Origin of the sequence: Caballeronia sp. DA-9 (assembly GCF_051615025.1) — a bacterium.
In the GTDB taxonomy this organism is placed as follows: Bacteria; Pseudomonadota; Gammaproteobacteria; order Burkholderiales; family Burkholderiaceae; genus Caballeronia; species Caballeronia sordidicola.
Window position 1 is genome coordinate 490,153 of sequence record NZ_CP195131.1, and the last position, 21,843, is coordinate 511,995.

The window sequence follows — 21,843 nt, forward strand, 5'->3', positions numbered from 1 at the left end:
CCGTTTTGAGTTGCCATGGTGCTTAAACGTGAAGGCGGGGTGATTCCGTCGCTATCCCGCCAGTTTATTTTTTCGGTGCAGGACCAACGTGCAACGGGCCGTGACGCTGCAACGCGTCGACGAGTTTCATGCGTTCGCCAGCGTCCAGCGTAGCGGCGAAATCGGCGACCGTGCCTTCCACGCGCGCGCGCACGGCCATGTCGGCGTCACGCGTGCGCGCGAGGGCGGCGTCGAGCGCCGCGCGATCGAATTGCGGCGATTGAAGCGCCTGCACGACATCGAGCCGTCCCGAGCGCGCGCTGAGAATCAGCGGCAAAGTTTCACGGCGCGTCTGCCTGAGCGCATCGCGCAACTGGTCGCGGCGTGCCTGCGGCAATTCGGCGGCGGCAAAACGCAGCCCGCGTTGCTGCGCAAGCGCATCGGCTTTCTGCTTTTCAATCCACCTGTATGTGCCGCCGCCAATGGCGCCAAGCAAAAAGATATTGAGCACCGCCGATACGGCCAGCAGCGTCTTGAGCCTTTTTATAGGCATGGTCATTGATCGCTCCAGTCGGTCGTGCCGTTGCTGAAAACGGTGCTTTCACCGGTTTGATCGAAGAGGCTGGGCGGCCCGCCCGGTGCGCCCGAAAGCGATGTGGCCAGCGACATGACCAGCACGCCGGCCGCAATGCCCGCCACGCCCGCGCCGACAAAACCCGCGCCCGACAGCCACCAGTTAGGCTTTTTCCACGCGGGTTTGCGACTGGGCGAGCTCGCTGGCGACGATTCCACGATGCGCCGGATCAACTCGGTTTCGGGCGCGGCGACAGCGTGTGCCGACAGCAGCAGATCGAGCGAACCGGCTTCGGCAAGCGCCGCCAGTGCGTCGGGATGGCGCTGCGCGAGAAGCGCCTCTGCGTCTGCGCGCTCGGCTTGTGGCCAGTGTTCGGGCATCGCGCCATAAGCCTCGGTGAGGCTGCGAAAACGTTCGGGGGTCATCGGCGTTCCTTTCCAGAGACATGCTCGCCGCGTTCGCCGGCAAGACGGCTGCGCAATGTGCGGCGCGCCCGCGAAAGCAGGCTTTCCAGCGCGTCCACGCTGATGCCCATCACGGCGGCGGCTTCAATATTCGATAGTTCCTGGTAATACTGCAGCACGAGCGCCTCGCGCTGCCGCGCGGGAAGCGCCGCGAGCGCCGCGGCGATGCGGGTGTTGCGGGCGGTATCGTCGAGTTGGTCTTCCGGGAGCGGCGCGTGACTGGCCGGCTCCGGAATGTCGTCGTCAAGCGATACGTCGCGCCGTCGGCGCAAACGGTCATAGCAAAGATTGAGCGCCACGCGATGCAGCCACGTGTCAAAGCGCGCCTGCCCGCGCTGCCAGCGCGACGCCTGCGTCCAGATGCGGATGAACACTTCCTGCGCCACGTCGCTTGCCTCGTCACGGTCACCCAGCATGCGCGTGGCGAGCGCGAGCAGACGCGGCAGCTTGCGCGCGACCATTTCGCGAACTGCACCCGGTTCCTCGTCGTTCATGCGAGCCAGCAGGTCCGCGTCCGGATCTTCTTCGATCAATGTGTTGGGTCTCGCAGCACATGTTGAACAGCCCGCGCCGGGCGTTCGAGCGGCCCGGCGCGCGCATCAGTAAACCACGACCGGCGCGCGGCACGAATACTTGAACGTAGTTGCAGCGAAAATCCGTCGCGCGGTCTCGGCTTTTTTACGGCTTTGTGAAGTGGCCGATGAGCTGGCCGATAAGGTGGCCGAAAGTTCGCAGCGGGTGTTGGCAAGGAGCGCACACGCCTGATAAAATCAGGACTCGGGTCGCTTCTAAAAGTCAAACCCTTCACCGCATTTCATCTTTCAAATCATCTCTCAAAGGGAGGCACCATATGTATCCAATGGCTATCGCTCTCCCTTGTGCTGTCTTTTCCCAGACGCCGCGACACCCCTGAGTCGCCGTCCGCGCAGGTGCTGAAGCCCGCGCCAATTCCAGACAGCCCCTGATCCGTTCGCCTTGCTCGCAAGAGGCGCGCTTTGGCTGTCGCTCTATTTTCTTTTCGACAGGATAGCTTCGCGGCGTTTCGCGCCACGAGCTGTGGCAAATGGCCTATACAAGAAAAACCGCAAGAAAACTCGACTTCGGCGGACGGGCGTTCAAGGACGTTCTCGGTTTCACCGTTGTTCACTGGGGCAAGCAGCCCTGGCGGATCGTTGCAATCGTTGTGCTTGCGCTGTTCGCGGCGCTAGCCGACGTGCTCACGCCGCTCTTCGCAGGACGCCTTGTCGACGCACTCGCTGCAGGCGCGAGCGGCAAGGCGCTTGCGTGGCAGGCAGCCGTTACCGCGTTTTGCGCACTGGCCGCGCTTGGCCTTAGCGCAACGCTGTTGCGTCAACTCGTGTTCATGAACATCATCGCGCTGACGTTGCGGATGATGAGCGAAATCGCAGCGGACGCGTTTCATCGTGTGCAGCGGTTTTCCACCGACTGGCACGGCAACAGCTTTGCAGGCTCCACTGTCCGCAAGATCACGCGCGGCATGTGGGCGCTCGACCTGCTCAACGACACGTTGCTGATCGCGCTGTTGCCGTCGCTGGTCATGCTGGTTGGCGCAACCTTGCTGCTGGGCGCGCACTGGACCGTGATGGGCGTGGTGGTCGGCATTGGGTCGCTGGTTTATATCGGCGTGACCGTGGCGTTGTCGCTCGGGTTCGTCGCGCCCGCCGCGCGGCTTGGCAACGCGTGGGATACGCGCATGGGCGGCGCGCTGGCCGACGCGGTGAGCTGCAATACGGTGGTCAAGGCCTTCGGCGCGGAAACGCGCGAAGAGGCGCGGCTCGCGCGGGTGATCGGCAAGTGGCGGCACCGCACGAAGCGCACCTGGGCGCGCGGCACGATCAACGGCGGCGTGCAGGGCGGCATGCTCGTCGCCATGCAGGTGGCGATTCTCGGCGCGGCCTTGCTGCTCTGGAACGCCGATAAAGCCAGCGTCGGCGACATCACGTTCACGCTCACCATGTTCTTCATGCTGCAAGGTTATCTTCGCGAAATCGGCATGCATGTGCGCAACTTGCAGCGTTCGGTCAACGACATGGAAGAGCTCGTGTCATTAGAGGCGCAGCCGTTGGGCATTGAAGACAAGCCGGGTGCGGGACCCATTGCGATTACCAGGGGCGAGATTCGCTTCGAGCACGTGACGTTCTGCTACGACGGCCACACCAGGCCGCTCTACGACGATTTCTCGCTGCATGTCGCGCCGGGGGAACGCGTCGGACTGGTTGGGCATTCGGGATCGGGCAAGACCACGCTGATCAAGCTGATCCAGCGTCTCTACGACGTCTCCAGCGGGCAGATCACAATCGACGGACAGAACATTGCCGATGTTCGCCAGGCTTCGCTGCGCGCGCAAATTGCGATCGTCCAGCAGGAGCCCGTGCTGTTTCACCGGTCGCTCGCGGAGAACATCGCGTATGCGAAGCCGGGCGCGACGCAAGCGGAAATCGAACGTGCCGCCAGGCTTGCGAGCGCGCATGACTTCATCGCGGCGTTGCCACAAGGCTATGACACGCTGGTGGGCGAGCGCGGCATCAAGTTGTCGGGCGGAGAACGGCAACGCGTGGCGATTGCACGCGCTTTCCTGGCCGACGCGCCGGTGCTGATACTCGACGAAGCAACGTCAAGCCTCGATAGCGAAAGCGAGGTGCTGATCCAGCAGGCAATGGAACGGCTGATGGTCGGGCGCACCACGCTGGTGGTGGCGCATCGGCTTTCCACGGTGCGGGCGCTGGACCGGTTGCTCGTGCTCGACCACGGCCGGATTGCGGAAGAGGGCAGCCACGACGCGCTGATTCAGGTCGACAACGGGTTGTATCGCCGGTTGTATGAACGGCAGGCGCTCGGACTGATGAAGGAATTCGATGAACCTTCAATGACGCGGGGTTATGTGGGTGATGCGACGCTCGCCACGGGAAGATAGATTGTAAAAAGATAGACGGTGACAAGAGAACGGTCCCGGCAAGCGGGACCGTTCCTTGAACCATGGTTTATTGCCCGATTGCTTATTGCCCCATGCCAAGCAACGACTTGCCTTGCGACAGGATCTTGTCGCAGACCTGCTTGGTGACCTGTTCTTTCAGGCCGCTGCCGCTCAGGTCGACCTGCTTGCCGTTACCGCTTTTCAACAGGCCGTTCGCGCCGTCGGTGTATCCGCTATCCTGCGAAGCGGCCGACGTGCCGCCCAGTTTGCTCATCAACGAGTTTTCCACTGTCGAGGCGCTGTTGGCGTTGACATAGTTGTTCTTGATGCAAAACTGCAGCACGCCCGCCACGTTGCTGGTGCTGCCCGATGTCAGCGATTGCCCAGTCAGTGCGCTGCCCATGCTGCCAAGATTGCTGAGTCCGCTCGATGACCCGTCGGAACTTCCTCCTCCCTTGAGCAGATTGCCAAGTTGCGCGTGCGCGGCGGACATGGACAACAAAGGCAACGACAGCGCAATCGCGATGCCTGCAACGGTGCTTCGGGTTGTGCGGAATTTCATGCTGTACTCCTTCAAATAACAAAAACGAGCTTCCAATATAGTGCTTTTCGCGCGCGAGGCCGGAAGAGAACGCCGCTTGTTTGCGCTGACGCAGGGTTCAGAGGCCTGATCAATGCATTGGTTCCGCACAACATGACAAAACGGCCATCTTCATAACGGAACTGGCAGCCGTTTGCAGGCTTGACTCGGCCGCTGACGTAAGCGTGCTGACGTAAGCGAGGTAAAAGCGTTTTTGGTTTCTAATGCTGCATCAGTTCAAGCCGATGCACCGTTTTACCCGGCAGGAACGGCGTTGCTTCGCCGCGTGCCCATGCGTCGTGTCCCGCCAGAAAATACGGCGACAGCGGATTGCCCGATTGGCCGCCAGGCATCTCGAAGATGCCGTCCTGTTCGTGTCCCGGCGACACGACCATGCGCTCCGATGCGCCAAATGCTGGCGTTTGCACGCGCGGCATGTTGATGTCGCCCGGCAGCGCGTCGTGCGGTGCGCCAAGCCAGTTGCGCACCCAGGGCAGCCACGGCGGCACGAGCCGCGCAAACGGATGTTCGATCGCCGCGCGATTGCGCTCGCCCCAGCGTGCATCGGCGAGTTTTGTGCCTGACGGCAATTGCGCGATCGCGTGATCGATTCTGTCGAGCATGAACGCGCGCCAGTCGGCAAAGCCATCCGGCACCCACGCATGGTGTGCGGCGAGCGCTTCCATCACCGCGTCGTAGCGTGAACTCGCGGCGCGATAGCCAAGTTGCGAACCGGCTGCGGCAAGGTCCGCGTCGAGCTTTCCGAACCACGCGTCGTAGAGCGAAAAATAGAATGCGCGCACGAGCCGGTAACCAGTTGAACCGGCATCCGCGCGGCCGTTCCATGTGTCGATCAACCGGCGGAATTCCGCGCGTTGTGGATGGTCTTTCAGCGCGGCGGCATCGAGCGCGGAGAGGGCAATGCGGCGCCAGCTCTCGATCCACGGCGCGCGGTCGTCGGTCTGGATCGAGAGCATGTCGCGTTCCGTGGCGCGCGGCAACGCCAGCAGGTCATCGCGAATCTGCGATGCACGCGCGCCGAGATCCGCGCCGGCATCGCCCGCGAGCGTCTCCTGATCGAGCGGCAAGGTTCGATTGTTCGCGCTCCAGAGCCGCCCGAGCGGCGTAGCGATGCGCGACGGATAAGCATCGGGCGCGAGATAGCCTTGCCATCCGCGATACGTCGCCGAATCGAATGGCAAGTCGCTAAGCGGTCCTGTGGATGGGTCGGTTGCGGCATCGCGTTTTGGCAGCGGCCCGGCGAGGGTCCAGCCGATCTCGCCATGCGAGTCCGCGACCATGAAGTTCTGTGTGGGAATGCCGCTGATTTGCGCGATGTGGAGCGCCTGCGCGACGTTCGCGCTGTCTTCCAGTTGCTGCAGGTTCAGGTTCACGGCTTCCGGGTCGTGCGCGGCCCAGCGCAGCGCGTAGGCATTTTTGTTTGCATCTGCATTTGAACCGGCGATGATCTGCGGCCCCCATTGTGTCTCGACGACGGGCAGGTCCACGCTCGCGCCGCCCTTCACCAGAATGCGTTCATGAATGACGGCAGCACGCGCCCACTCGCCGCTTGCTACGCGATATTCCAGCGGATTGGCGGGATTGCGCTGCAACGCAATCAGGTCGATAAAACGGCCGTAGCTGTTCGTAAAGCCCCAGGCGATCCGCCCGTTGCTTCCGGCGATCACCAACGGCGCGCCGGGCAGGCTGACGCCCGTGACGTGGCGCAACTGGCCATCGGCTCCCGGCCACGCCAGCGACAGCTTGTACCAGATGTTGGGCAACGACAGACCCAGATGCATGTCGCTTGCAAGGATCGCGCCGCCGTGCGCGCTGTGGGCGGCATCGACTGCCCAGCCGTTGCTGCCGACCATGGAATCCGTGATGGCGATGCTGCCGTGCTGCGAGCCGCTTCTCGATGACTGCAACCAGTCCGGACGCGTTGCAGGCGGTGCCGGAGGTTGATTGCTGGAAGACACGGCGGTATCGAATGGTGCATCCCAATGGCTCGTCGCGGGCAACAGGAACGTGAACAAGTCGGCGGGTACGCGTTCGCGCAAGGCCGCGCGCGAGAGGATGTGGCGCACCTCCTCGGACTGCAGGTCGAAGTACATTGCGTACACCACCAGCAGCGTGTCTTCCGGCCGCCATGCAGCGGGCGGCGTGCGCAGCACCCAATATTCGAACGGCCGGGAGGCGAGCGACGCAAGCCCGTCATTGACACCCGCCGTATAACGCTCGATCAGTTGCCGCTGGGCGGCGGGCAGGGCGTCGAACGCCTTGCGTGCGCGTTCGCGAAAACGATGCGGCCGGTTGCGTCGATCCAGTTCAAGTGCGGCGGGGCCGACCAGTTCGGACATTTCACCGGACGCGACGCGGCGCAGCAGATCCATCTGGAAGTATCGATCCTGCGCTTGCACGAAGCCGGTTCCGAACGCAACGTCGTTGCGCGTATTGCCTTTGATGGTGGGCACGCCGAGCGAATCGCGCTCGATGCCGACCGGGGCGGACAACGCCGGCGCGACATGCGTGCCGTCGAGTTGCGCGAGGCTGCCGCGCAAGGTCATCCAGCCGGCGGTTCCGGCCGCCGCGACCATCAGTATCAGGAGACACAGGAGTGTGATCAGCGAGGCGAAGAAGCGCCTTTTCATCGATAGATCCGGACAGTTCGTGGCGCACGATATGGTTTTTCGCCGTGAAGCTCTGGCGCACGGCGAAAAACCATAGCACGGCCGTGACTGCAGCGGTGTGACGCGGAATTTGTCCAGTTGCTGACCATGCGTCGCATGCGGGCTTGCTTGACCGTGTCAGTGAAAATCCCGGCTGACGCTCGTCAAGCCGCCCAGCATATGCGACATATCCACCAGCCTCTGCGCCACGAGGTGCCTCACTTCTCCCTCGCACTGCCAGGTGCCATACACCGCAAGCAGCGTCGCGCCCAGCGCTTCGCGACGCTGCTTCTCCAGCAAACTCGGCCACACGATCACATTCACGTTTCCGGTCTCGTCTTCCAGCGTGACGAACATCACGCCTTTCGCTGTTCCCGGCCGCTGCCGCACGGTCACCAATCCGCATCCTCGCGCCAGCTTGCCATTGCGATAATTGCGCAACGTCGCAGCCGGCATCAACCGATGCGCAAGCAATTCCGGCCGAAGCAATTCAAGCGGATGACGCCCGAGCGATAAACCGGCGGTCTTATAGTCGCTGATGATTTCATCGGCTTCCGATGGCGCGCCGAGCATGGGCGTTGCGTCGTCCACCCGCGCGTCGTTCAACATGTCCTTCTCGGGCACCGCGGCGACCGATTGCCAAAGCGCTTCCCTCCGATTTCCCGCCAGCGATTTCAACGCATTCGCCGCGGCAAGCACCTGCAGATCATGCCGGTCGAGTTGCGCCCGTTGCGCGAGATCACCTACGCTCGTGAATGGACGCACCGAACGCGCTGTTTCAATGCGCTCCGCCGAGCCGTCGCGCATTCCCCGCAGCAACGATAAACCCATCCGCACCGCAGACTTGTCGCCATTGGCATGGTTCTCGAGCACCGAGTCCCAGCCGCTGATCGTCACATCGACGGGAAGCACGACAACGCCATGGCGCCGCGCGTCCTGCACGAGTTGCGACGGAGAATAGAAACCCATGGGTTGCGAATTGAGCATGGCGGCGAGAAACGCCGCAGGCTCATGACACTTCAACCAACTGCTGACATACACGAGCAACGCAAAACTCATTGCGTGACTTTCAGGAAAACCGTATTCGCCGAAGCCCTTGATCTGCTCGAAAATACCTTCTGCAAAGGCTTTTGTATAACCGTTCCTGGCCATGCCGCTCACAATGCGGTCGTAATATTTATCGAGCCCGCCCTTGCGTTTCCAGGCTGCCATGGCGCGGCGCAATGCATCGGCTTCACCGGCTGTGAAGCCAGCGGCGATCATCGAGATCTGCATCACTTGTTCCTGAAAGATCGGCACGCCCAGGGTTCTTTCCAGCGCGACTTTCAGTTCCTCCTTAGGATAGGTCACCGGCTCCAGCTTCTGACGCCGGCGCAAGTACGGATGCACCGCGCCGCCCTGAATGGGACCCGGACGCACGATCGCAACCTCGATCACGAGATCATAGAATGTCTTTGGCTTGAGTCGCGGCAACATCGACATCTGTGCACGCGACTCGATCTGGAACACGCCAATGGTGTCCGCCCGCGAGATCATGTCGTAGGTCGCTTTGTCTTTGGGCGGAACATCGTCAATGGTAAAGCGTTCACCGCGCTTCTCCGAGATGATGTCGAGCGTGCGCCGGATTGCGGACAACATGCCAAGGGCAAGCACATCGACTTTCAAGAGCTTGAGCGCCTCCAGATCGTCCTTGTCCCATTGGATAACGCTGCGATCCGCCATGGCCGCATTTTCGATGGGAACCAGCCGCGTCAGCTTTTCCCGGCTGATTACAAACCCACCGGAGTGCTGCGACAAATGCCGCGGAAAATTCAGCAATTGCGTCGCCAGCGACGCCCACGATTGAATCAACGGATTTTCCGGATCAAGTCCGGATTCGGCGAAGCGCTGCAGCAAGTCCTGGCTGTTATCGAACCACTGATGCGACTTCGCCACGCGATCCACGATCTGCGGGTCGACGCCCAGCGCCTTGCCCGTTTCACGCAATGCGCCGCGCGGCCGGTATGTCGATACCGCTGCCGCAATCGCCGTGCGATCCCGCCCATATTTTTTGTAGATGTGCTGGATCACTTCCTCGCGCCGCTGATGTTCGAAATCGACGTCGATATCCGGCGGTTCCCCACGATCCTTGCTGATGAACCGTTCGAACAGCATGGTGCTGCGTGACGGGTCAATGGCCGTGACGCCGAGGCAATAACAGACCGCCGAGTTCGCGGCGGAACCGCGTCCCTGGCAAAGAATATTCTGGCTGCGAGCAAAGCGCACGAGGTCATACACCGTAAGAAAGTACGCCTCGTATTTCATGTACTCGATCAACTCGAGTTCGGATTCGATCTGTGCCTGAACCTGATGAGGAATACCCTGCGGAAAACGCTGGTTCGCACCAATGTAAGTTTCCTGCCGCAAATAAGCCGCGTGCGTATAACCCGGCGGGACGATTTCGTCGGGATACAGGTAGCGCAGTTCATCGAGAGAAAACGTGCAATGCTTGAGCACGTTCAGCGTTTCACTCAGCGTGTATTCGGGGTAGAGATTCGCCAGCCGCAAACGGGATCGCAGATGCTGTTCGGCGTTTGGCGCAAGATCGTAGCCGCATTCGCTCACCGGCTTGCCAACGCGAATCGCCGTCATGGTGTCCTGCAGCGGCTTGCGTGAACGCACGTGCATCACCACGTTGCCGGTCGCGACCACGCGTATCTTGTGACGCCAGGCAACCTGCTCGACAATGCCGCGATGAATGTCGTCGAGCGCGCGCTGATGCAGCGTCAAGCCAACCCACGCGCGTTGTGAAAACGTGCGGTCGAGCCATTCGATCTGGGCATCGAGCGCGTCTTCCTTTGCCGGAAAGTCGGGTACGAGAATGGCAAGGCAATCCGGCATGCCGCGAAGATGGGCGAACTTTTTATCGGGGTGCGCGAGATCGCTTGGCGTGAGCAGGTATTCGCCTTTCTTTGAACGCATGCGCGCGAGCGTAATCAGCTCGGACAAATTGCCGTAGCCCTCGCGGTTTTGCGCCAGCAAGATAAGCCCGAACGCCGGCGAACGATCCGCATTGACGAGCTTGAAATACGAGCCGATCACGAGCGGAAAGCCGAGATTCTTCGCCTCCACATGTGCACGCACGACGCCCGCGAGCGAGCATTCGTCGGTGATCGCGAGACCGGCATAACCCAGCTGCATGGCGCGCGCGACCAACTCCTCTCCACGCGATGCCCCATGGAGAAATGTGAAATTGGAAAACGCGAAAAGCTCCGCATACGCGGGCAGCGTGGAGAAGGTCGTATCCACGGCACGTCATCCAAAAAGGCCGTGGAGAAACCAGTGCGGATCATCGGCCTCCGCACTGCCCAGCCGCTCGCGATAAATCCAGTAGCAACTTTGATCGCTCGCCTGCGCGACGAAATAATCGCGGCTTGTCAGGTTGTTATCGAACCATCCGGCTTCGATGCGTTCCGCCAGCGATACCGTTTTCAGCGGCGAGCCATAAAACGGCCGATGGTTTTTCATCATGAGCTGCAGCGGCTTTTCAAGCAGCCACGCGGGGCGCGGCAGACCGGACGGCATGTCTTCGGGTCTGGCGGGCAGGGTGGTGTCGGTCACGGAAATCCAGCGGTTCGCGCATTCCGGCCGATGATCCGGCGAAGGCGCCGCCCGGAGCACGTTCTTTGCACCGAGCCGCGCAACCAGCAATTCCAGCAGCCGGTTGTGGTCCTCGGGCGAGCCGCCGGGTTCGGTAAAAAGCGTCTCGGTAGGCGGTTCGGCCGCCTGTATCTTCGCGGCGTCGAGCCGCAGGGCAATCACCGCCGCCACGAGTTCCGTGCGGCCGAGCCGCTCCTTGAACAGGCGCACGAGATGGTGTTCGTGCCAGGCCGGTTCGGCGAGCGCAATCTGGATGATCGTCGGGTCGATGGCATTGCGCCCGCGCTCATGTTCGAGCGCAAGCGTGGCGTGCGTGAGCGCGAGTTGCTGCGCGCTCAGCCAGCCGCACATTTGCACGATCAGCCGGCGCGCGGAAAACAGCATGGCTTCCGCATTTTCGATGCGATCCGGCAACTCGATGCGCGCGCTGAACGCCGGCGGCACGGCGAGCCACTCGTACAGTTCGGGCGCGATGCCGTAAGCGCGATCCAGTGAATCCAGCAGCGCGACGCCGCAGCGCTTTTTCAGGCCCGCGCGCGGCAGGCGCCGGATGTCGGCAAGCGTCTTGCAGCCGAGCCCTGTAAACCAGTCGGTGAACGCGCGCACTTCCTGCACGGATTGAAACGGCAGCCTGCCGAGCTTGCGTTCGAGCGACGCCATTTTCAGCACGCGCCGTTGAGCGTGGGCACGGCCCGCGCTTTTTGCAAGCAGCCACGCGCCCTGACCCGTCGGCGCTGTACTCACGCGCGTGCTCAGGCCGATCGCATCGACAATATCCCGTATCTGCTGGCATATCCTCACGATACCGCCAAAAAGCCGCAAGCTCGCCGTGACGTCCATGACGATGGTTTCCTCGTCGCACAACGCGACCATGGGTGAGAATTTCATCAGCGAAAAAGCGGCTTCGCGCATCACGTCCTGTTCCTTGCCTGAATCGCGTTCGAACATCAGCGTGCCGGGCGACAACGTGAGCACGCCGCCGCGCTTCATGCCCACGCACACGCCGGCCTCGCGAGCGCCCAGGTCCGCGATCAGGACCGCGTTGTGGTCGAGGACGACGCAGCCGTGTTCGGGCCTAAGCGACCAGCGTGGACGGAACACTTCCAGCGACAACCGCGGTAGATGGATGCCGACGTACACGGGCATGGGGACTCATCAAAATGGGAGAAGGTTGCAGGGTGACGGACAGTCTTTCGGCGCGGATCGGGCCTTTGCGCTTGATGATATCGACAGCAATGCCGCTGCCCGCGGGGCGCACCGCCAGCCGCAACGTAGCCGGTGACGAATCCGGCGCGCAGGCGAGGGGGCGCACCATCAGGAACAGCGTTTCAGACGATTGAGCCGCCAGATGCAGCCGCCGCAGCGACTCGGGGCGCGCATGTTGCTGCCAGAAAACCAGCGCGCCGCAACTGCCGGTCTTGAGAATCTGCTCGGCCGACCAGAGGGCATCGGCCATTTTTGTCGCGCGCAACTGGAGCAGTTTGTCGAGCGGCACGCCCAGATAGGCAAAGGCAGGCGCGTTCGGAATATGAGGCGGCTGCACGAACGCGATCGGACGCTTGCTCACGGCGGCGAGCGCCGGGCACAGCAGCCGGATTTCGCCCACGCCCGGCTGCTGAACCAGCAGTTCGGTCAGCGTTCCCACTGGCCAGCCGCCGCCCGGCAATTCGGCGGAAAGTACGGCGTAGCCCGTATCGACCGTCTGCCCATGCGCGCGCGCGAGTTGCGACCCGCGCCACAAGGCGGGGTGAATCTCTTCGACGTTTTTTAGCAGGGCTGACATGGTAAATTTAACTGTATGGATGTACAGTACTTTACTTGAATTTGATCCGGTGGGAACTGCCCCTTTTTAAACACGGAGCAGGAGACCGTCACCCAAAAATTGTCGGGAGTAGATGCGGTGGGCATTCTGGTCGGGACGGCTTCGTGGACAGATCCCACACTTGTCAGGTGCAAGCGTTTTTATCCGCCGGGGTGTTCCAGCGCAGAGGCGCGCTTGCGGCATTACGCGTCCATTTTTCCCATTGTCGAAGTGGATTCCAGTTATTACGCCATGCCGAATCCCGCGAATTCCGTGGCGTGGGCGCAGCGAACGCCGCCAGGATTCGTGTTCAATATCAAGGCGTTCCGGCTTTTCACCGGACACCAGACCGCGCGCGACATGTTTCCGGCCGACTTGCAGCCGCACTTGCCGCGCAACGGCAAGACGAGCTTGTATTACAAGGATTTATCGGCGGAATTGCAGCAGGAATTGTGGTGCCGGTATTTCGAGGCCATTGAACCGCTGCGCGCTTCGGGCAAGCTCGGCGTGGTGCATTTCCAGTTCGCGCCGTGGGTCATCTGCAATCCGCACGGCATCCGGCATGTCGAACATTGCGCGGACGTCATGAGCGTGATGGACGGCTGTACGATGGCCGTCGAATTCCGCAACCAGACGTGGTTCGACGAAAAACGCCGCCATTCCACGCTCGCCATGGAGCGCGAGCGCGGACTGGTGAACGTGGTGGTCGATGAACCGCAAGGATCGACCAACAGCATTCCGGCAATCTGGGAAACAACGCATCCCGGACTCGCGCTGATCCGTCTGCATGGGCGCAACCATGAGACTTGGAATATCAAGGGAATGACGGCGTCGTCATCCAGATTCAATTACGAGTACAACGACGACGAACTCGATCCGCTTGCCCGCCAGATCATCGAAATCTCGAAAGCCGTCGATATGACGCATGTGGTCTTCAACACCAATTATGAAGACCAGAGTCAGAGGAACGCGTTGAGGCTGATGGGGTTTCTCGATCAGGCCTGACGCTGGATCATTGCTCGCTGTGCATGCTAAAACCGGTCTGGCCAGGCGCAATATCTGCGCGTAACGTGAGCGCCGGGATGTCATACGCGCCGGCATTTTGCGGGCGAAATGCGATTGGCTCGGTGGTCCAGAGTTTATCGAGACGTTCTGCGAGCGTCTCGCACGCTTTCGTGAATCCCGCTTCGCCGACCCGGTCCGTCCTATAGATCACGAATGGCGGCAGCACATCGAAGCCTGGGTAATACAGGATTCCGTGCTGAATGGGGAACAGGATGTCGTCTATTGGACCATTGATACCGCGGGCGCTGTAATGCGATTCCCAGCCGCCCGTGGTGACCATCAGCATCGCCCGTTTCCCTGCCAGCGTGCCTTCGCCATAACGGTCGCCCCAGTGCGTGTCCGAGTGCTCGCCTACGCCATAGGCGAAGCCATATGCATAGACGCGCTCCACCCATCCTTTCAGGATTGCCGGCATGGAGAACCACCATAACGGGAACTGCAGGATGACTGCATCGGCCCATTGCAGCTTGTCTTGTTCCTCTGCAAGGTCCTTGGCCTGCCGGCCATTTTCGAACGCAAGCTTCGAATCGAGCGCGGGATTGAAACGTTCGCACGCCTGTCCGTCCATGCTGTCGCTGGCATCGAGCGGTGCTTTCCACTTCATTGCATACAGGTCCGAAACCTTCACAACATGGTCGGCATCTTCAAGATGTTTGACCGCAAAATCCTTGAGTGAACCATTCAGTGATTTCGGTTCGGGATGCGCATAGACAATTAGAACATTCATGGCTTGAGTCTTCCGTGCTGAAAGAAAGGCAGCATGCATCTTCGTCCGGTATATTGGAAATGAATATTCAAAATGTCAGGTATAACTATGAATAATCTAAGACGTCTGGACCTCAATCTTCTGCTCACGCTCGACGTCCTGCTTTCGGAGCACAACGTGACCCGCGCGGCGGAGCGCCTGAATTTTTCGCAGCCGTCGGTGAGCGTTCATCTCGCCAAGTTGCGCGATGTGTTCGGCGACCCTTTGTTGTTGCCGGGACCTCGCGGCATGCGGCCCACGGCAAGAGCCGACCAGTTGCGCGAACCCTTGCGCGAAGCGCTCGAGGCACTCGGACGCGCGGTGTCGCCGGCCAGCCCTTTCGATCCCGCCGAAGCGGGCAACACGTGGCGCGTGGCCGCTGCCGACTATGCGGAATCGACTGTCGTGTTACCTGCGTTGGCCGGTTTGCGCGCGGCCGCGCCCGGCACCCGGCTGGCGATTGTGCAAATGGTGCCTTCACGCATTGCGCGGCAAGCGGAGCGTGGGGAAATCGACATTGCGCTTCATACCAGCGACGGCGCGCCTGAAGACATGCACAGGCGAGTGCTGTTCAGCGAGCGATACGTGCTGGCTGGCCGCGCGGGACATCCGCGCCTGAAGCGCCGTCCCACGCTTGCGCAATTTTGCGCGCTCGACCATGTGATCGTATCGACGGATGGCGGCGGGTTTCGCGGCATCACGGACGAAGCGCTTGCCGAGGCAGGGCTCACGCGCCGGGTCGTGCTTTCCGTGCCGCACTTCCTGTTCATGATGCAGGTGCTGCAAAGCACGGATCTTGTCGCGATGATGCCCTCGCGGCTGGTTCGCAATGTAGGCACGCTGCGCGTGGTCGAACCGCCGGTCGATGTACCCGGCTACGAGATGGCCATGTTCTGGCATGAGCGGTCGCATCGGGATGCCGCGCACAGATGGTTGAGGGAGTTTATTGCGCAGAAGGTAGGTGAGAGGTGATGGCCGAGGCCGGTCATGCTCGCTGAAAGCTTTGTTGAAGGTGTCACAACGAGGTAATACCGCTCGTAATAATGAGTTCTGTTGTCGGCCCAACAATCCCGGAGCGAGACCCTGACATGCCGAACAAAACCACATCCGACCTTGCCGCGACCGTTTCAAGACGCGGTTTCCTGAAGCTGGCGGGCGCGTCTTCGCTCGCGAGCGCCGCAACCACGATGACCGGCTCGGCGCGCGCAGCCGATACAACGTCCGACGGCACGCCCGAGCAGATTCACCTGACCTGGGGCGACGATCCGTCGAGGGAAGTCGTGGTGAGCTGGGCTTCGCTCGCGCCGGCCGCCAATCCGCGCGTACGGGTGAGCACGGCTGGCAATGGCCATGCAAGGATCGTGCACGGCGTTCAGCGTACCTATACCGATGGGCTGAACGGTGAAATTGTCTGCACTTACCACGCGTTGATTCATGGTCTCGAGCCGGATACGGCCTATCAATACGAAGTCACCGCCGATAATGACAGCAACACCGCACAGCCGTTCAGCGCCTCATTCAAAACCGCGCCGCACGGCCGCGCGGCGTTTCGCTTCACGAGCTATGGCGACCTCGCCACGCCGAATACCGGCTGGGTGCTCTCGTCGCCGCAGAGCCGCTTTGCCGTACAAGCCGTCGAACGCTTCCAGCCGTTGTTTCATTTGCTGAATGGCGATCTCTGCTACGCCAATCTCAACCCCACGCATCAGCCGGAAGTGTGGCGCGACTTTGGTAACAACGCGCAAACGTCGGCGGCCAATCGTCCGTGGATGCCTTGTCCGGGAAATCACGAAGTCGAGTTTCACAATGGCGAGCAAGGCCTGGCGTCGTATCTCACGCGCTATACGCTGCCGGACAACGGTACGCGTTTCCGGGGCCGCTGGTATAGCTTTCGTGTCAGCTCGATCCTGTTCGTATCGCTGGATGCCGACGATGTCGTGTATCAGGACGCCGCTGCTTTCGTGGCGGGACCGGCTCCGCTCGTGCCGGCTGCGAGCACAGGGAATCCGCCCATCGATCCTGGCACTTCGTTCTATATACGCGGTTATAGCAAGGGCGAGCAAACGCGCTGGCTCGAAAAAACGTTGCGCCACGCGGCGCAGGACGACGACATTGACTGGATCATCGTGCAGATGCATCAGGATGCGCTGAGTTCATCGAAGACCGGCAATGGCTCCGACAAAGGCATTCGTGAAGCGTGGCTGCCGCTATTCGATCGCTATGGCGTGGACCTCGTGCTCTGCGGTCACGATCATGACTACGAGCGCAGTCATCCGGTGCGCGGCTGCAATCACCATGCAGGCTTCGATGCCGTCACGGGCGAGCGTGTCGATACGCTGCAACCGAGACCGGCCATGACGTCTCGCAATGCGAACGAGCCTATAGACACATCGCGCGGCACTGTCCACCTGATTCTCGGCGGTGGCGGCACGAGTGCGCCGCTGGATGTCTACGGACTGGACGCCGGGACCGGCAATCCGCAAGCGCAGGTGTTCACAAAGCCGAATCGGCCCATTCCCGGCACGTCGGCCAATACCTTCTTGCGCCGCCCGGCCGATGCGGTGGAAGATGCGATCTGGTCAGCGCAGCGAGACACGGGAACCGGCTACGGTATCGCCGTATTCGATCACGATCCGGGCACACGGCATGGCAATACCACCATCACCATGAACTACTATCACGCGCCGGGCGCGGACCAGACGCCGACGCCGGAATACGAACTCTTCGAGACTATTGTTCTGTCGAAGAAACGGCGCGGTTAGGACACCAGGTTGTGCGGATGAATGCGGCGTACGTCAAGACGAAAGCTCAAGGTGACGCCGCGCTTAACGTATGGATTCGAAGATTCGTTAGCAGGACTTTATTATCCTTCAACCGTTTCCTTATGCCGGTCCTTTACGCAATATTCAATGAGTCCGTTGATTGTTGCCGCAGCGTCATTGTGAATTGCGGGACCGTGCATTGGAAATATCGAATCTATCTCGTACTTCTTGATCTTGTTTAATGCGGCATGCAAATACTCGATGGACGGAAGGTATCCGGACTTTTCTATCGACGTCACGATGTCGCGCACCGGATCCCCTGATCTTTCTTCCGTTGATCCAAATCTCATGAAGATGTCGGATGAAAAAAGCGCCTTGAGCCGGGGCAGATAGATGACCAGCGCATCCCACTGATGTACGTGTTTTGTGAAGATTGGAATGACGACTTCGCCGTTGATTGTGGTCGGCGCCTCGTCTTTCAGAGGCTTTGTCTTGACGGAGAAAACGTCAGCGAGTGCATGCGAGCAGATGGGGTGAGCATAGGCAACCAGATTTTTATTGTGCGAAATGAATTCTGGAAGAGCACCCATTTCATCGGCCTCGAAGTGAGGCACGATCACGCCGCTCACCGTTTCGACGTCTATTCCTGCAGAAAGCAGGTTCGACTTGAGCAGCGGAAAATCGCCCCTCATTCCGGTCTCTATGCAGAGGAGAGCGCCAGACGGCGACTTCACGAAAAACTGCGAGAAACTCAAATCCAGCTTTTCGATAAAAATACTGTTTCTGTAGACCTGGTCCGCAAATACCTCGACCTTCGACGAATTCATTTATGTGCCTCCATTGCAGTCTCAAATTGCCGAAGGGCGATACTTCCACGCCTTCCAAATTTTTCCAGATAGGCGCGCACGTAACTTTCGTTACCGTACAGGAATGCAATATCCGTTGGCACCATGCTTCGGATAGCAATCAGCGGAACCGGTGCCTGGAGCGGGCGAAACGCCTTGTTCCATAGCCCGGGTTCCTCGCAACCCTGGAAAAACTGACCGATCATCAAATGTCGTTCTACAAACGCGGGCTTTAGCTGCTTTTGCACATATTCTACTGCGCCTACAGCGTTATCGAATCCAGTAGGCACAATAATCCTGCACCGGTAAATGTCCTGCAGTGCGCCGCTTTGCAGGAATTCTTCCATATGCAACTCCAGGTCCGCTAATAGACCTGAAACGCTTTTCGAACGATTCCTGTAGAACTCCACGGATCGCTTCAGCATTGCCGCTTTTGCAAACGGGCAAACATCGCCAAGCCGTCCCAGTTCGGTATTAGGGGCGCAAAGAAAATCTTCTATCCAGTCGATGACCTTTGAAAAACCAGTGTCGGTTGATACTTCATCAAGAGACAGACGTTCTGAATCTGACAGGCCTGTTGCCATGGTCAACCTCGTCAATGGCTATTTCGTATTACTAATAAGTTGATGTATGCCTCGTCTTCAAGATGTCGCACCGTCGTTTCAGGCGTCCTGGCCTGGGAACAAGAAACCGTGCAACCGACAGAGGTCAACAGAACCGCAGCAAACGTCGCGCACCTTAAGGAATAAGCGCGCGCGTTTCATCCAGGCATCTTTTCACGCTCATTATTGTTCCAATGCCTGGGGCAGGGTTTCGCGCGTTCCACTAGCAACTTGTGACGGCGGCATTTCCTTGATGAGCCGCCCCCATTCGTAGTCGTAGTGGTCAGGCGAAAAACGGGAGACGCCCGCGCCTGGTGTGAACGTCAATTCGCCGAAGAAGATTTCATTGTCTGGCGCATAAAGGTCCACACGCACGTAACCGAGGCCGTCAGCGAGCAGGGTGGCGATCCGCACGACCTCATCCCAATTGGGCAGTGGCGGGGCCGGGACCGTGCTGCAAGGATATTCGCCCAACACGATGTCCAGCCTGTTCCACTGGGCGTCGTAGAAATCGTGCCTCGGACTGCCGAACCGGTCGGAGACCACGCCCGTATAAATGATCGGGTCGCCCTGTTTGCGTCCGAAGATATTCATCTTGAAGTCCGCAGGCACCGCTCCGCTTCGGTCGAGTAGCAGCTTCTCGAAGTAGATCCGGGGTTTTATCGACCGGTAATGCCGTTCGCGCGAGGCGAGATAGAAGTTGGTGGACAACCATTCATCGGCGAGTTCGTTGAGTTGCTCGAACGACACGGAAGACTTGTCCCTGACCACCTTGACGAATCCGCATCCGTGGTTCGCTTTCATGACAAATGAAGCGGGAAGCGAATCGAACACTTCTTGCGTAAAGACCTCAGGTGCTGCAAGCAATGGGATCAGATGCTTTTCTCCCACTTTGCTTTTCACGTACTCGCGAACGGCGAGCTTGTCGGTCAGCGTGCTCCAAAGCGGGTCCGGGTGGAGGCAACGGTCAAGAATGATTTCATTGAACGTTGCGGGATTCTTTAGATTGGGAAATCGCCCAACTCTCTTGCGATGCGAAAGAAGAACGAATACGGAATCGGGAAGAAAGCGTTTTATGCCATGAACTACACGATCGCGTACGGTAACGCGCTTTTTTCTTGCAGCGGCCTTACCGGGAAAATATGTTTGTTCCTTGCTAGCAAATTGCGCGGGAAGGAGATTTCTGAGTGCAGCCCCGAACCGCAAATGAATTGATTGTGTTCGCTTGCCTAGTTCGTCGGGTGTGCTCATCGGTATATCTCTCCTCGCTTGCGATGCAAGAGAATTGAACATGGCGCTTGATCACAAAGCGGCGATGACCGCCAGCTGGCATGTCGCCCAGGGCGAATTGAAATATCGCGGTGAGTCTTGAATGTTCAAATCTGTTTTATGCTGCAATGAAGCATAGGCGATCCGACAGTGCAAGGTGCCGCCATGGCCGAAAATCTTGAACTCTTGGCGCATTCGTATGAATCGACTTTTTGCTGCAGCGCATTTATTGTTCATACAGCGGCTATTTCGTGCTTTTTAACCATCGCTAACGCTGCTATTGTTGCGCGCTCTGAAATCACGGTGGGAGCGCAGTCCAGCTCACAAACTGCTTACACCAAGGCTATCCAGCAACTCACCTCGGGCTGTGGCGAGCCACGAGCCGTTGCGTTCGCGTGGCCGTCCGCCGGGAACCGCGATCTCGCGTGCGATGTGGCCAGCGCCGCGGTTTCCCGTTGGTGTCATCAGCAGTACACGATCAGAGAGATAAAGTGCTTCGTCCAGATCATGGGTGACGAGCAGTGTCGCCGTCTTGCGGCCGCTTACGAGCAATAGCAGCAGGTCTTGCAGACGCATCCGGGTAATGGCGTCCACTGCACTGAATGGTTCGTCCAGCAGCAAGAGATCAGGGTTCGTAAAAAGGCCGCGTGCTATAGCCACACGCTGCGCCATGCCACCGGACAAATGCTTGGGCAACGAAGAACGCGCGTTCGCGAGACCCACTTGTGCGAGCAGTTCGCCGACGCGCGGATCGCTGCCCTGGCGAGACCCTGCCGGGAAGGCGACGTTGTCAGCGACATCGAGCCAGGGCAACAGGCGTGGCTCCTGGAAAACGACGCCTACCCGGCTGGATGGCCCTTGCTGACGCACGCCATCAAGCAATATATCGCCGTCGTAGTTGCGATCAAGCCCGGCGACAATGCGTAGCAACGTGCTTTTTCCGCAGCCGCTCGGGCCAACGAGGCTGACAATTTCACCCTGCCTGATCGTGAGCGAAACGCTGTCCAGAACGGTACGCGTATCGTAGCGTTTGCCGCAGTGGCGGACCTCGAGCAGCGTGTCTTGGGATAACGTCAGCATTCGTTCGAGACACGGGTGTCGCGCCACGAAAGCACGCGGTTCTCGGCAAACTTGAGCACGGTGTCGCTGAGTTTGCCGAGCAGCGCCAGCAGAAGAATCGCGCCGAATACAAGGTCGGGGCGCCCTGTCTCGCGGCCATCGCTCAGCAGATATCCCAGACCACGGGTGGCCGCGATCAGCTCTGCGGCCACCATGAACATCCACGCAAGGCTCAAGCCGGTTCTCAACCCTGTGAATATCTGCGGTAACGATGCAGGCAGGAGAATGCGCATGAACAGCTCCGTCTGGCTCAAACGATTCACTTCGCCAAGCTCGACAAGCTTGCGGTCCACGTCGCGAATACCCGCCACGACGGCGAGATGCACGGGGAAGAATGCACCAATGGCGATGAGCGTGATCTTGGGCGCTTCATCGATACCCATCCATAGAAGCAGGACCGGAACCCACGCAAGCGAAGGAATGGAGCGCAACGCCTGAAAGCTCGGATCGAACAGCGCGTCGAGCCGGCGGCTCAGGCCCATTGCCGCTCCGAAAGCGATGCCGGCCGCCGTGCCAAGCAGGAAGCCGGCGAGAACCCGCAAGCTGCTTGCGCCGATATGCCGCCCGAGCCGGTCGCCGCCAAGTTGCCAAAGCGCTTCGGCGATCGTGCTGGGAGCGGGCACGAGATGTTCGGGAACGACGTGCAGGCGTACCAGCGCTTCCATCAGCGCAAGGAATGCGACCGGTAGCAGAAGGCCCGCCGTGCGCCAGCGCTGCAGCGCGGACTTTGGCTTGCGCTCTGGCGTGGACAGAGGGCTGGACAGCGTGAGCGAATCGTCCGGTGCCATCGCCAAT

18 protein-coding genes are annotated in these 21,843 nt (G+C 60.1%); 4 read left to right on the plus strand and 14 right to left on the minus strand.

Translation table 11 applies throughout. The features are described 5' to 3' along the window. Nucleotides 1-64: 64 nt before the first annotated feature. The 3 genes from ACRWA7_RS02220 to ACRWA7_RS02230 are packed head-to-tail and all read right to left on the minus strand — an operon-like array spanning nucleotide 65 to nucleotide 1,550. Nucleotides 65-538, minus strand: a complete 474-nt coding sequence (locus tag ACRWA7_RS02220) for a periplasmic heavy metal sensor (RefSeq protein WP_438390867.1) — start codon at nucleotides 536-538, stop codon at nucleotides 65-67. Next, a complete protein-coding gene (locus ACRWA7_RS02225) occupies nucleotides 535-978 on the minus strand; it encodes a hypothetical protein (RefSeq protein ID WP_438390868.1) in 444 nt (147 codons plus the stop codon). Before ACRWA7_RS02225 ends, ACRWA7_RS02220 begins: the two co-directional genes overlap by 4 nt. Beyond that, entirely contained in the window at nucleotides 975-1,550 is a 576-nt protein-coding gene (locus tag ACRWA7_RS02230) for an RNA polymerase sigma factor (RefSeq protein ID WP_438390869.1), read from the minus strand. Before ACRWA7_RS02230 ends, ACRWA7_RS02225 begins: the two co-directional genes overlap by 4 nt. A gap of 530 nt (nucleotides 1,551-2,080) precedes the next feature. Here ACRWA7_RS02230 and ACRWA7_RS02235 point away from each other — a divergent pair. Then, the gene (locus ACRWA7_RS02235; RefSeq protein WP_438390870.1) at nucleotides 2,081-3,952 is read left to right on the plus strand and encodes an ABC transporter ATP-binding protein; all 1,872 of its coding nucleotides are present in this window, start codon (nucleotides 2,081-2,083) and stop codon (nucleotides 3,950-3,952) included. An 82-nt stretch (nucleotides 3,953-4,034) separates the two neighbouring features. Here the strand turns inward: ACRWA7_RS02235 and ACRWA7_RS02240 are convergent, their stop codons facing one another. The 5 genes from ACRWA7_RS02240 to imuA all read right to left on the minus strand — a co-directional run bounded on the left by ACRWA7_RS02240 (nucleotide 4,035) and on the right by imuA (nucleotide 12,623). Continuing rightward, nucleotides 4,035-4,514, minus strand: coding sequence for a DUF2501 domain-containing protein (locus tag ACRWA7_RS02240; RefSeq protein ID WP_438390871.1), 480 nt, complete (start codon nucleotides 4,512-4,514; stop codon nucleotides 4,035-4,037). A 239-nt stretch (nucleotides 4,515-4,753) separates the two neighbouring features. Beyond that, nucleotides 4,754-7,183: a penicillin acylase family protein gene (locus ACRWA7_RS02245; RefSeq protein ID WP_438390872.1), complete on the minus strand. Its 2,430-nt coding sequence runs from the start codon at nucleotides 7,181-7,183 to the stop codon at nucleotides 4,754-4,756. Between the two features lie 156 nt (nucleotides 7,184-7,339). Further along, nucleotides 7,340-10,489, minus strand: a complete 3,150-nt coding sequence (locus tag ACRWA7_RS02250; protein ID WP_438390873.1) for an error-prone DNA polymerase — start codon at nucleotides 10,487-10,489, stop codon at nucleotides 7,340-7,342. A gap of 6 nt (nucleotides 10,490-10,495) precedes the next feature. After that, nucleotides 10,496-11,986, minus strand: coding sequence for a Y-family DNA polymerase (locus tag ACRWA7_RS02255; RefSeq protein ID WP_438390874.1), 1,491 nt, complete (start codon nucleotides 11,984-11,986; stop codon nucleotides 10,496-10,498). Next, complete coding sequence (gene imuA / locus ACRWA7_RS02260; RefSeq protein ID WP_438390875.1) at nucleotides 11,916-12,623, minus strand: translesion DNA synthesis-associated protein ImuA; 708 nt, start codon at nucleotides 12,621-12,623, stop codon at nucleotides 11,916-11,918. The genes ACRWA7_RS02255 and imuA overlap by 71 nt, the downstream gene beginning before the upstream one ends. A gap of 117 nt (nucleotides 12,624-12,740) precedes the next feature. Between imuA and ACRWA7_RS02265 the strand changes: the two genes are divergently transcribed. Then, nucleotides 12,741-13,646 carry a DUF72 domain-containing protein gene (locus ACRWA7_RS02265; RefSeq protein ID WP_060857497.1) on the plus strand — a complete coding sequence of 302 codons (906 nt, stop codon included), beginning with the start codon at nucleotides 12,741-12,743 and terminating at the stop codon, nucleotides 13,644-13,646. A gap of 7 nt (nucleotides 13,647-13,653) precedes the next feature. Here the strand turns inward: ACRWA7_RS02265 and ACRWA7_RS02270 are convergent, their stop codons facing one another. Beyond that, nucleotides 13,654-14,433, minus strand: a complete 780-nt coding sequence (locus ACRWA7_RS02270; RefSeq protein WP_438390876.1) for an NAD(P)H-dependent oxidoreductase — start codon at nucleotides 14,431-14,433, stop codon at nucleotides 13,654-13,656. Nucleotides 14,434-14,520: 87 nt separating this feature from the next. Between ACRWA7_RS02270 and ACRWA7_RS02275 the strand changes: the two genes are divergently transcribed. Then, nucleotides 14,521-15,423: a LysR family transcriptional regulator gene (locus ACRWA7_RS02275; RefSeq protein ID WP_438390877.1), complete on the plus strand. Its 903-nt coding sequence runs from the start codon at nucleotides 14,521-14,523 to the stop codon at nucleotides 15,421-15,423. 116 nt (nucleotides 15,424-15,539) lie between these two features. After that, nucleotides 15,540-17,213 (plus strand): purple acid phosphatase family protein, encoded by a 1,674-nt coding sequence (locus tag ACRWA7_RS02280; protein ID WP_438390878.1) that lies wholly within the window; start codon nucleotides 15,540-15,542, stop codon nucleotides 17,211-17,213. Between the two features lie 101 nt (nucleotides 17,214-17,314). On the opposite strand, the gene ACRWA7_RS02285 is transcribed toward ACRWA7_RS02280, so the two are convergent. From ACRWA7_RS02285 to ACRWA7_RS02305, 5 genes are all read right to left on the minus strand, one after another. Then, entirely contained in the window at nucleotides 17,315-18,040 is a 726-nt protein-coding gene (locus ACRWA7_RS02285; RefSeq protein ID WP_438390879.1) for an MBL fold metallo-hydrolase, read from the minus strand. Then, entirely contained in the window at nucleotides 18,037-18,642 is a 606-nt protein-coding gene (locus ACRWA7_RS02290) for a DUF6875 domain-containing protein (protein ID WP_438390880.1), read from the minus strand. Before ACRWA7_RS02290 ends, ACRWA7_RS02285 begins: the two co-directional genes overlap by 4 nt. A gap of 201 nt (nucleotides 18,643-18,843) precedes the next feature. After that, nucleotides 18,844-19,911: an ATP-grasp fold amidoligase family protein gene (locus ACRWA7_RS02295; protein ID WP_438390881.1), complete on the minus strand. Its 1,068-nt coding sequence runs from the start codon at nucleotides 19,909-19,911 to the stop codon at nucleotides 18,844-18,846. Nucleotides 19,912-20,250: 339 nt separating this feature from the next. Beyond that, nucleotides 20,251-21,009, minus strand: a complete 759-nt coding sequence (locus ACRWA7_RS02300; RefSeq protein ID WP_438390882.1) for an ABC transporter ATP-binding protein — start codon at nucleotides 21,007-21,009, stop codon at nucleotides 20,251-20,253. Further along, nucleotides 21,003-21,836, minus strand: coding sequence for an ABC transporter permease (locus ACRWA7_RS02305; protein WP_438390883.1), 834 nt, complete (start codon nucleotides 21,834-21,836; stop codon nucleotides 21,003-21,005). The genes ACRWA7_RS02300 and ACRWA7_RS02305 overlap by 7 nt, the downstream gene beginning before the upstream one ends. Nucleotides 21,837-21,843: the final 7 nt, after the last annotated feature.

Bases quoted from the DNA above. Each gene is read 5' to 3' on its own strand.
- ACRWA7_RS02220 (WP_438390867.1), bottom strand. From the start codon at position 538: ATGACCATGCCTATAAAAAGGCTCAAGACGCTGCTGGCCGTATCGGCG.
- ACRWA7_RS02225 (WP_438390868.1), bottom strand. From the start codon at position 978: ATGACCCCCGAACGTTTTCGCAGCCTCACCGAGGCTTATGGCGCGATG.
- ACRWA7_RS02235 (WP_438390870.1), top strand. From the start codon at position 2,081: ATGGCCTATACAAGAAAAACCGCAAGAAAACTCGACTTCGGCGGACGG.
- ACRWA7_RS02240 (WP_438390871.1), bottom strand. From the start codon at position 4,514: ATGAAATTCCGCACAACCCGAAGCACCGTTGCAGGCATCGCGATTGCG.
- ACRWA7_RS02245 (WP_438390872.1), bottom strand. From the start codon at position 7,183: ATGAAAAGGCGCTTCTTCGCCTCGCTGATCACACTCCTGTGTCTCCTG.
- ACRWA7_RS02255 (WP_438390874.1), bottom strand. From the start codon at position 11,986: ATGCCCGTGTACGTCGGCATCCATCTACCGCGGTTGTCGCTGGAAGTG.
- imuA (WP_438390875.1), bottom strand. From the start codon at position 12,623: ATGTCAGCCCTGCTAAAAAACGTCGAAGAGATTCACCCCGCCTTGTGG.
- ACRWA7_RS02270 (WP_438390876.1), bottom strand. From the start codon at position 14,433: ATGAATGTTCTAATTGTCTATGCGCATCCCGAACCGAAATCACTGAAT.
- ACRWA7_RS02275 (WP_438390877.1), top strand. From the start codon at position 14,521: ATGAATAATCTAAGACGTCTGGACCTCAATCTTCTGCTCACGCTCGAC.
- ACRWA7_RS02280 (WP_438390878.1), top strand. From the start codon at position 15,540: ATGCCGAACAAAACCACATCCGACCTTGCCGCGACCGTTTCAAGACGC.
- ACRWA7_RS02285 (WP_438390879.1), bottom strand. From the start codon at position 18,040: ATGAATTCGTCGAAGGTCGAGGTATTTGCGGACCAGGTCTACAGAAAC.
- ACRWA7_RS02290 (WP_438390880.1), bottom strand. From the start codon at position 18,642: ATGGCAACAGGCCTGTCAGATTCAGAACGTCTGTCTCTTGATGAAGTA.
- ACRWA7_RS02295 (WP_438390881.1), bottom strand. From the start codon at position 19,911: ATGAGCACACCCGACGAACTAGGCAAGCGAACACAATCAATTCATTTG.
- ACRWA7_RS02300 (WP_438390882.1), bottom strand. From the start codon at position 21,009: ATGCTGACGTTATCCCAAGACACGCTGCTCGAGGTCCGCCACTGCGGC.
- ACRWA7_RS02305 (WP_438390883.1), bottom strand. From the start codon at position 21,836: ATGGCACCGGACGATTCGCTCACGCTGTCCAGCCCTCTGTCCACGCCA.